8 protein-coding genes, 1 tRNA gene and 1 pseudogene are annotated in these 9,716 nt (G+C 58.4%); 5 read left to right on the top strand and 5 right to left on the bottom strand.

The window, feature by feature from the left end; all coding sequences use genetic code 11:
• Positions 1-154: 154 nt before the first annotated feature.
• A complete protein-coding gene (locus tag JNB85_RS30360; protein ID WP_220338111.1) occupies positions 155-1,378 on the bottom strand; it encodes an ROK family transcriptional regulator in 1,224 nt (407 codons plus the stop codon).
• 226 nt (positions 1,379-1,604) lie between these two features.
• Here JNB85_RS30360 and xylF point away from each other — a divergent pair, with 226 nt between their 5' ends.
• The 4 genes from xylF (at position 1,605) to JNB85_RS30340 (ending at position 5,406) form a co-directional block, all read left to right on the top strand.
• Complete coding sequence (xylF, locus tag JNB85_RS30355) at positions 1,605-2,645, top strand: D-xylose ABC transporter substrate-binding protein (RefSeq protein ID WP_220338110.1); 1,041 nt, start codon at positions 1,605-1,607, stop codon at positions 2,643-2,645.
• Between the two features lie 247 nt (positions 2,646-2,892).
• Positions 2,893-4,203, top strand: coding sequence for a sugar ABC transporter permease (locus JNB85_RS30350; protein ID WP_220338109.1), 1,311 nt, complete (start codon positions 2,893-2,895; stop codon positions 4,201-4,203).
• 14 nt (positions 4,204-4,217) lie between these two features.
• Positions 4,218-5,000 (top strand): ATP-binding cassette domain-containing protein, encoded by a 783-nt coding sequence (locus JNB85_RS30345; protein ID WP_183826003.1) that lies wholly within the window; start codon positions 4,218-4,220, stop codon positions 4,998-5,000.
• A gap of 329 nt (positions 5,001-5,329) precedes the next feature.
• Positions 5,330-5,406: transfer RNA gene (locus JNB85_RS30340), tRNA-Arg, on the top strand.
• A gap of 173 nt (positions 5,407-5,579) precedes the next feature.
• On the opposite strand, the gene JNB85_RS30335 is transcribed toward JNB85_RS30340, so the two are convergent.
• Together JNB85_RS30335 and JNB85_RS30330 are read right to left on the bottom strand one after the other, a co-directional pair.
• Entirely contained in the window at positions 5,580-7,427 is a 1,848-nt protein-coding gene (locus JNB85_RS30335) for a hypothetical protein (protein WP_220338108.1), read from the bottom strand.
• 17 nt (positions 7,428-7,444) lie between these two features.
• Entirely contained in the window at positions 7,445-7,669 is a 225-nt protein-coding gene (locus JNB85_RS30330) for a hypothetical protein (RefSeq protein ID WP_220338107.1), read from the bottom strand.
• A gap of 219 nt (positions 7,670-7,888) precedes the next feature.
• On the opposite strand from JNB85_RS30330, the pseudogene JNB85_RS30880 reads away from it, so the two are divergent.
• Positions 7,889-8,188, top strand: a pseudogene (locus JNB85_RS30880) (type II toxin-antitoxin system ParD family antitoxin).
• Here the strand turns inward: JNB85_RS30880 and JNB85_RS30325 are convergent.
• A complete protein-coding gene (locus JNB85_RS30325; RefSeq protein ID WP_420852308.1) occupies positions 8,179-9,174 on the bottom strand; it encodes a type I restriction endonuclease in 996 nt (331 codons plus the stop codon). The pseudogene JNB85_RS30880 and the gene JNB85_RS30325 sit on opposite strands and share 10 nt — an antisense overlap.
• Positions 9,175-9,251: 77 nt before the next feature.
• The coding region (locus JNB85_RS30320) for a hypothetical protein (protein WP_220338105.1) at positions 9,252-9,716 on the bottom strand (465 nt) is incomplete at its 5' end.

The following is a 9,716-nucleotide window of genomic DNA, read 5'->3' as shown; positions in this document are numbered from 1 at the left end:
CCCCAACCCCTCCCCACAGGTGGGAGAGGCTTAAACTGCCGCACCCGCTTTCCAAACTTTCGGCGTTTCGGAAGAAGCGAGGCGGTGCAGCCGGGTTAGTCCCTCCCCCTTGTGGGAAGAGGTTTTCGGGTCCAAGGAGGCTTCGTACCGAACGCTAATCCCCGCCCTGCACGCCCGCCACCACGATATCCTCGTCGATGACGGCCAGCGCCCGGTTCAGATGCCCTTCGAAGACGAGAATCTGTTCGTCCGCGACGACCCGGAGCTCCGGCATTCCCTCCATACGCACCATATGAGACTGGCCGAGCCCCTCCTCGATCCCCTGCCGCAAGAGATCGTAATAGCGCGTCCCGGGTCCGGTGATCGCAATCGGCATGCGCTCGGTCAGGCTCAGCACGCGCGACAGGCCGTTGCCGAGCGCCAGCCCCGCCTGACGGAAGGCAAAGCCCGAGATGCGGTGGCCCTGTCGCGCCCTTGCTGCGATCTTGTCGAGTTCTGCCACCGGCACGAACTTTGCCGGGATCGTATCGAGTGGCACTTCGAAGGCGGTGCGCAGGATCGCATAGAAACCGGCATAGGCCTCGATGCAGCCGCGCGTGCCGCAGCGGCAGAGGCCGCCATTGGCCATGTGCAGCATATGCCCGAAATTTGGCGCCGAGACTTCATGCCCGCCATGGCTCGTTCGCCTGATGATCCCAAGTCCGATGCTGTGGCCGAGTGAAAGGGCGGCCAGAGAGCGGAAATCCGCGCCTTTGACATTCTCCTCGCGCGCGCCCAGCGCTGCAGCAACCAGCAGCGTCTCGTTGTCGAGAATGACCTTCGCCTTCCAGTCCGGCTTGAGCGCCAGTTCGAAATCGATCTGGTCGCTGCCGAAGATCGGCGACCAGACGAGGACCGGCTCGGAGGAATTGACCAGTCCCTTGCTGCTGATCGATATGAGCAGCACCTTCTCCTGGCTGATGCGCGAGCGCGCCAGGACGCGGCTCAGCCCCTCCCGCACCCCGTTCACGAAGCGGGCGGCGCCATCGGGATCGTGCGATCTTTCCTCGCTGAAACGGTCGATCAGCTTACCCGAGTAATCGACCAGCGAATATTGAACCGCATCCGAGGAGATGATGACGACGATGAGATAGCCGCAGTCGCGGCGCTGGCGAAAAAGCACGCGCGGCCGGCCGCGCCCGCTCGCAGCCTGCTGCTCGGATTTTTCGATGATCTCAGCCTTTTCGAGATCGGCCGTGATCGCAGACACCGTCGCGGACGAAAGCCGCGTGTGATCGGATATCTCAGTGTGAGCAAGCGGCCCGTGGCGGCGCAGAGTGGCGAGCACGAGCACGCTGTTTCTCTGCCGCACGAGCTCCGTGCTCGACTTGGTCAGCATGGATAGCCGCCTCTTCCCGGTTCGTTCCGCCCCTCATTGCCACAGCATCTCCGGCCCCTTCCAGTCAAAGGAATTAAGCCGGTAGTGCGGTGTTGACAGTTGAAAAAATCTCTGACAGTAAATTTCTCGACTGTCGAGAAAAAAATCCGAACCTTTCTGGACAGGCTTTCGCGATGGCCGGAGGAGGCTGATGCTGGGCCGGCTGCATTTCACTCGGGAGGACATTATGAAGTCTATTTATAAGCTGATGGCGGGTGCTGCCATTCTCGTTTCGCTGCAGTCGGCTGCCATGGCTGCCGACCTCGTCGTTGGCGTTTCCTGGTCGAACTTCCAGGAAGAACGCTGGAAGACGGACGAAGCCGCCATCAAGAAGGCTCTGGAAGCCAAGGGCGCCAAGTACATTTCCGCAGACGCCCAGTCTTCGGCTGCAAAGCAGCTGACCGACGTCGAGTCGCTGATCTCGCAGGGCGCCAACGCCCTCATCATCCTCGCACAGGACTCCGACGCGATCGGCCCGGCCGTTGAAAAGGCCGCCAGCGAAGGCATCCCGGTCGTCGGTTACGACCGCCTGATCGAGAACCCGTCCGCCTTCTACATCACCTTCGACAACAAGGAAGTCGGCCGCCTGCAGGCTGAGGGCGTCTTCAAGGTCAAGCCGGAAGGCAATTACGTCTTCATCAAGGGCTCGTCTTCCGACCCGAACGCCGACTTCCTCTTCGCAGGCCAGATGGAAGTTCTGAAGGCTGCCATTGACGCCGGCAAGATCAAGAATGTCGGCGAAGCCTATACCGACGGCTGGCTGCCGCAGAACGCTCAGCGCAACATGGAGCAGTTCCTGACCGCCAACAACAACAAGGTTGACGCTGTCGTCGCGTCCAACGACGGCACGGCCGGCGGCGCCGTCGCCGCTCTCGACGCCCAGGGCATGGCCGGCTCCGTTCCGGTTTCCGGCCAGGACGCCGACAAGGCTGCGCTGAACCGTATCGCTCTCGGCACGCAGACGGTTTCCGTCTGGAAGGACAGCCGTGAACTCGGCAAGCGTGCCGCCGAAGTCGCTCTCGATCTCGCCGGCGGCACCGCCCTCGACAAGGTTGCAGGCGTGCAGACCTTCGAAGGCGGCCCGAAGAAGGTGAAGATGCAGTCGATCTTCCTGACCCCGCTCGCCATCACCAAGGACAACCTGAACGTCGTCATCGACGCCGGCTGGATCTCCAAGGCTGAAGCCTGCCAGGGCGTCAAGGCCGGCTCCGTCAAGGCTTGCGAGTAATCCTCGCCTGACGATCTGAATACCGGCGCCGCAGCGGCCCTCCGCTGCGGCGCCGGATGCGGATGAAGCCCGCTGGTGCTTCTCCATTCTCGCGCGCACCGCGGATGCTTCGATTCCCTGCCAGAATAGTGCCGTTGTCATCGGCTATTTTCGGAAGCGTCCCGGTGGTCACAACAAGAACAGGGCGATCGTCGGCAGCTCTTCCGAGCAGGCCCGCGCCCAAACAAATGGGGGAAACGGCAAACCCATGGCAGACATCACCCAATCCACGACGTCAGGTCCGCGCTCGGCAGTTGAAGGTCCCTTCACCCGCTTCTTGCGGGCAACGGAAATCGATACCCGCCTTCTCGGCATGATCGCCGCGCTGCTGGTCATCTGGATCGGCTTCCACTTCTATACCGGCGGCCTGTTCCTCACGCCCAGAAACATCTGGAACCTCTCCGTCCAGACCACCGAAATCGCGGTTCTGGCGACCGGCATGGTCCTGGTCATCGTTACCCGCAACATCGACCTGTCGATCGGCTCGATCCTTGGCTTCGTCGCCATGATCATGGGCGTGGTCCAGGCGAAGTACCTGCCGCAATATCTGGGCTTCGACAACTCCTTCACCTGGGTGATCACGCTGATCTGCGGCCTCCTCGTCGGCACGGCGATCGGCATGTTCCAAGGGGTCATCATCGCTTTTCTCGGCGTGCCCTCCTTCATCGTCACGCTTGGCGGCTTCCTCGCCTGGCGCGGCCTTGCCTGGTATGTCACGAGCGGCCAGACGGTCGCCCCCCTCGACACCACCTTCCGCATCATGGGCGGCGGTGCCGAAGGCGCGATCGGCGCCACGTGGAGCTGGATCATCGGCGCGGTCGCCTGCGTGCTGATCGTCGTCTCGATCATCGGCTCGCGCCATCAGCGCCGGCGCTTCAACTTCCCGCGCCGCCCGCTCTGGGCCGAATATGTCCTCGGCGTTCTCGGCTGTGCCTTGGTGCTCGGCGCGATCTGGGTGTCGACGATCTATTATTGGCCGCCGGCAATCGCCAAGCGCTATGCCGAAGCCAACAACATCACCGTGCCGGAAACCGGCCTGATGATCCCCTACGGCATCGCCGTGCCCGTGCTGATCGCCGTCCTCGTCGGCATCGTCATGACCTTCATCGCCACGCGCCTGCGCTTCGGCCGCTATGTCTTCGCGATCGGCGGCAATCCGGAAGCGGCAGAACTTGCCGGCATCAAGACCCGCTGGGTGACGGTGCGCATCTTCGCGCTGATGGGCTTCCTCGCAGCGGTGGCCGCCGCGATCTCCACGGCGCGCCTCAACGCCGCCGCTAACTCGCAGGGCACGACCTACGAGCTCTATACGATCGCCGCAGCCGTCATCGGCGGCACGTCGCTCGCAGGCGGCACTGGCACGATCGCCGGCGCCATGCTCGGCGCGCTCGTCATGCAGTCGCTGCAGTCGGGCATGGGTCTCGCCAATGTCGACACACCCATCCAGAACGTCGTCGTCGGCGCGGTGCTCGTCATTGCCGTCTGGCTCGACACCGTCTACCGCTCCCGTGCGAAGTAAGAGGAGTACGAACCATGGCTGAACAACGCACTCCCCTCGTCGAACTGAAGAACATCTCGATCTCTTTCGGCGGTATCCACGCGGTCGACAATGCCTCGGTCGATCTCTATCCCGGCGAAGTCGTGGCCCTTCTCGGCCATAACGGCGCCGGCAAATCGACGCTGATCAAGATCCTCTCCGGCGCCTACAAGCGCGATTCGGGCGAGATCCTGATCGACGGCGAACCGGCCGACATCCGCAACCCCCGCGATGCCAAGAAGTTCGGCATCGAGACGATCTACCAGACGCTCGCCGTCGCCGATAATGTCGATGCCGCCGCCAACCTCTATCTCGGCCGCGAGCTGAAGACCCGCTGGGGCACGCTCGACGATGTCGCGATGGAAGCCTCCGCCCGCGAGGTGATGGGCCGCCTCAACCCGAACTTCAAGCGCTTCAAGGAGCCGGTGAAGGCACTCTCAGGCGGCCAGCGCCAGTCGGTGGCGATTGCCCGCGCCATCCTGTTCAACGCCCGCATCCTCATCATGGACGAGCCGACGGCAGCCCTTGGCCCCCAGGAAACGGCGCAGGTCGGCGAGCTCATCAAGCAGCTGAAAAAGGAGGGCATCGGCATCTTCCTGATCAGCCACGACATCCACGACGTCTTCGACCTCGCCGACCGCGTCTCGGTCATGAAAAACGGCCAAGTCGTCGGCCACGCCCGCACCGAGGATGTCACCAAGGACGAAGTCCTCGGCATGATCATCCTCGGCAAGGTGCCGCCCAAAGCCATCCCCGGCCCCGGCGCCATGCAGGTCTGATCGATCGACAGCTCGATCAGGAAACCTCGCCCCTTTACTCGACGTCATCCTCGGCCTTGTGCCGAGGATCTGCTACGTATCCTATTCCATATCGAGCGGCGGCAGATGCTCGGCACAAGGCCGAGCATGACGAACGTGGAGTTCGCCCACTTCCTCATCGATTCGACTCCGCCGCCCTGGGACGGCGGGGTTTTCATTTCGGCAACAGCTTGGCGCCAATCTCGCCTTAAAAGCCAAGCCACAGAAATTCCGCGAACTTCGCGATTGAAGCAGAGCCAAAGCTAGGCTAAGAACCACGTCATCGGACGACGAGTCACATCGTCAGGCATGCACCCGTAGCTCAGCTGGATAGAGTGTTGGATTCCGATTCCAAAGGTCACAGGTTCGAATCCTGTCGGGTGCGCCATTTTCTTCTCTAACGCGCGCGCCAATTACAGATCACTTAGCTGATCAATGGATTTTCTAAGCAAGGCGGGAGAAAAGTCCTGCTTCATCAGCAATTGATCTGCCGTTTATCTAGCCGGGAGTTAGATTCTGCTCGGAGCACAAAAACGCGTATTGATGTCCTAATTGCGTAGGTCATCCAAGTGCCGTCACGCTGGCCATGCGTATATGATCTTTGATCCACTTGCGGCCAGCGGCAAGGCTTTGACGATAGTCATCCGCCGCCATTGACAAAGATTCAGGTGACGTGGCCCGCTCCAAATCCTCTGTTGACCAATCATCAAGCAACCGCTTGGCAAGAGCGAAGCAAGTTGCCTTTCCAACACGATAAGCAAGTGTTCGTTGGGAGGCTTGAAGTGCGATTGAACGCGCTTCATCGGGATCTTCGGCATCGCTGAGTTCGTTGGCCAACTCATCCGCCATCTTCGCGACAACCGGATAAAGTCCGTTAACAAATAGCGTTTGCACCTCGCCGTAAAATTTTGCGGCTCTTCCTTTGAGGCCGCGATCTGCAATCTCATCAGGATCGGTCAAAATTTTTATCTCCGGAGCGCGCTCAAGCGCGCGCGCAAGCTTAGAGGCAGTAGCTCCATCAGGCGCATAACGTACACGCGAATTTGATGCCCGCGGTTCGGTCCGTTTGGTCGGAGGCGCTAAACCTTCGGGTGCGTCTTCGTCCTGCTCGGCCTGAAGCGTTGTCGTTTCCGGTTCGGCGATACCAGCGGTGTTTCGTTCGGTAAACATCGTTGGCTCCGAAGCGCGCTTCATAACCTTGGTGGGAACTCGCAATTCGTCCAGTAACGTCTGCAGATCCGATTGAAGGTCGTTAAGGTCATCTGCGCTGTCCGGCGATTCACTACGAATCACATCCTTGACCCAATCAGGCATCAATTCTCGGACCAAATAAGCGTAGTGATCAGCAGTGAGAGGAGATTTATCATGTCGCCACGTTAACGAATCCCGATATTGACTCGGAAAAGCCGCTTGATCCGGGAGACGAATCTCGATCGTCAGAACCTTAGACCCAAAGGGAATACCGAATATTGGCGCAGCCGAGGACCAAACCTTCTGGGTGCGGAAATCGTAACGTTCGCCCTTATAAACCAAAGCACAAAAGGTTGTGGAACCTGTCGCAGCATTCGCACGGGAACTGTAAGTATGGCCCGACCCTTCGTGCTTCGGATCATGAATATAGCGGATGGTTATGCCGGTTGAAGAGTCCGAGACGTCTTGGTAACGCGGAAGGCGATCAAGAATTTCGTCGAGTGTCTTCAGCGGACGAGATTTACCAGTCTCGTCTTTTCCGCCACCCTTCGTCATTGCCACATCAATGCGAACTTGCACACCGGGCGAGAACTGCACGAAACGACGAAAAATTGATGTGGCAATAAAACTACGATCAACGGCGACGCCCATACCAATCGGCTCGGCGACCGTATCATGCGCCGGCCCCTGGCCAAAGAGCACTACTTCGGTCCAATCCTCGTCAATAGACGCCCCTTCGGCCAACACGACTGACGTGACATCATAAATGGCTTCACTACTACCGTCTGGCAATTGGACCGCAAATCGAACGTAGGTCTCTTCGTCCTCGTCGTAACCAATAGTTACTTCATTCACCTCACCATTCTTGCAGGAACGATAGCGGATGCCATCTGGCGACGCCGCCAGTCCCGACACTTTTGCGCCGATACCGAAATTACCGTCGAGCGACATTAATTTGTTCACCGAAGAACTGAGATCCGTTGCCGTTTTCAACTCTGCAGCCGACATACCGACACCGGTGTTCCAAAAGGTTAGCTTACGCACGCCGTTGATGACGGTCGGATATATCTCAACGATTCGCCGACCTTCGGGCGCCAGAGCCGCATTTTCATCCGCGTTCTTGAAGAACTCTCGGATCAAGGTGTTGATCGGTGCTTGCTGGATCAAGCGATTGATGAGGAAAGTGCGGTCCCCAATCCCGAGATGTTCCGAACGCATGCTCTACCTCCCAGAACCTACAACCTGAAGCTTTCGGATACTTCAGTCGATGAACCGAACCGCCGCTCGAGATCAGCAACTGCCTCCTTCAACGCCTTAGTGATCTTCCGGATATCCGCTTCCGTAAATTCGTAGGCCCGTCGGTTCGAGAGATTACCCAGCTTGCGAATAGCGTCGAGCGCTGCTTGAGTTCGTCCTTCTGCCAGCCTTACGAAATTTGCGCGCTTATCATCTTCCTGCATATGAAATCTCCAAGATACATTTCATTTAGCTTATGGGGAATATTTACGCAAGGATGCGATAAAATTCGCAGCAAGTACGTTGGAGCGCGTGACGTATAATGTGCCAGACACTCTCAATGCAAATCGAGCGTCCTCGGCATGGCCCGTATCACCGATTGCCGTCCAAACACTGCCAATCCTTGCCAAACTATGCCATCTTCTCCACACGAGGTGATCGATATGGCAACCATGAATGTCTCCCCCCGACCCGATGGAAGAATGGGTGAAAGCCCGAACCAAGACGGGGCGTTACTGCAATGCAAGTGATTATGTCGCGACCTTATCCGTCGCGATCAGGAGCGTGCGGACAAATTGGCGGAACTCTAGCGACTTGTTACCGATGGCCTGGAGAGTGGCGTCAGCGACCGCTCAAAGGAAGATATTCTCCAAGCGGCGCGTGAACGGTTGGCCGCAGCCATGAGTTGTTTACTTGATGGTGAGCTACACGGTTGGCTTTTCGCCGGATCCTATCACTGCTGATCCGCATACTTTTTAGCCGTTGCACGCAAACGATCGCTGTATTCGTAGATCTGGTCCAGGCTGTCAACGATAAGGCGCTCTTCATTCTCGCCGTCGAAGAGACCGATGTATTTGACCGAGCGATTGAACCAGAGCCGAGCGAGAGGTTTCCTATTGTTGTTGTCCACCAGTATCCCGCAATAGGACTTCTGATCGCGCATGACGACACGCTTGGGGGCAATCGTGTCGCGCACGATCGCTTTCACGATCATATAGCCTTCACGCTCCTCGTCCGTGGTGACAACGTCAGGCTCTTCCTCTACGCGTGTGTCGATCTTCTCTATGACTTCCTCGGTGTCTGCCAGAGCGCTCGATAGACGGCTCTTCACGGTATCCATTATGACTTCGCGAAAGGCGGTCCGCACGACACCTGTCAACATTTCCTTCACCTGAGAGGTCATGCGACCTTCATAGACCCCACCTGACGCAATGCGCACAAACTCGTCTGTGGGCTCCTCAATCAGCTTCGAGATCACTTGTTTGACACCTGATGTGTACTTCAGGCGCTCCGCCGTTGCCAGAATAGCTGCAACGTCAAAGGCGGCCTTTTCGAACTTTCGCAGCTCGGTCACAATGCCGGCGTTGAAATCGGTCACGTCAAATACGAAAAACGGTCTCGTATCGAGTTTGTTTGGCGCTTCGAGATCAGTGTAAAAATTGAAGGTACGACCGTTGGTGAGAATCGCAAACTTGGCGTTGGTGACGCTGAAATAGCGATAGAGCTGATCGAGGTGCTTCTTGTCGAGAGCGACCGAGATTGGCTTGCATTCGATCAGAATCCGGATCTCGCTGTCGATCTTGATCGCGTAGTCGACCTTCTCACCCTTTTTGCCTACGGCGTCAGCCGTGAACTCAGGCACAACCTCCGTCGGATCGAATACGTCGTAGCCGAGGGCACGGAGAAATGGCAAAACTACGGCTGTTTTGACCGCCTCTTCGGTGGCCATCGTACTGGAATGCGACTTCACGCGCTCGGAAATGGCGCGCAGGCTTTCGTCGATTGTGCTCATGAGTCCCTCACCCGTTATTCGGGCAGAGTTGCCGAAGAGCTCGCGTTCGTCAATCGTTGTCCAGAATGAAATCTGTAATTGATTAATTCAACTCGATACCGCTGATGTTTGACGTTCTCGCCGTACTTCACTGAACTGTCCGTCTCCTGACAAGCCATGTAGAACCCGCCGCGCCCTAGGTCAGTTCCAGCAGCGGGCAACCGCTCCTTGCCGGCCTTACTTTCGTGAGAATGCAGCTCAGGCCACCTTCCTATGCCGCAGCTCAATACCTGCAGGACAGCGCATTGGTCGGCCTGAAGCCCTGGCGGCACGCCGGGTTCCTCGAATGCCCAGGCTGATACTGACGTGAAACCTGACCGGCAGAAGGCAAGTAGCATTTTACCAGCAGTGATGGGGAAGACGTTGTTGACCGCATCCAGATTGACGCCGCGACATCGGGCCGAGAACAAATGTGACGCCGGACCCCACCCCCCCGGCAC

It is taken from the genome of Rhizobium mesosinicum, assembly GCF_019511345.1.
GTDB classification, from domain to species: Bacteria; Pseudomonadota; Alphaproteobacteria; order Rhizobiales; family Rhizobiaceae; genus Rhizobium; species Rhizobium mesosinicum.
Note: the sequence above shows the minus strand (reverse complement) of the source record. Positions and strands in the feature narration are given on the sequence as shown.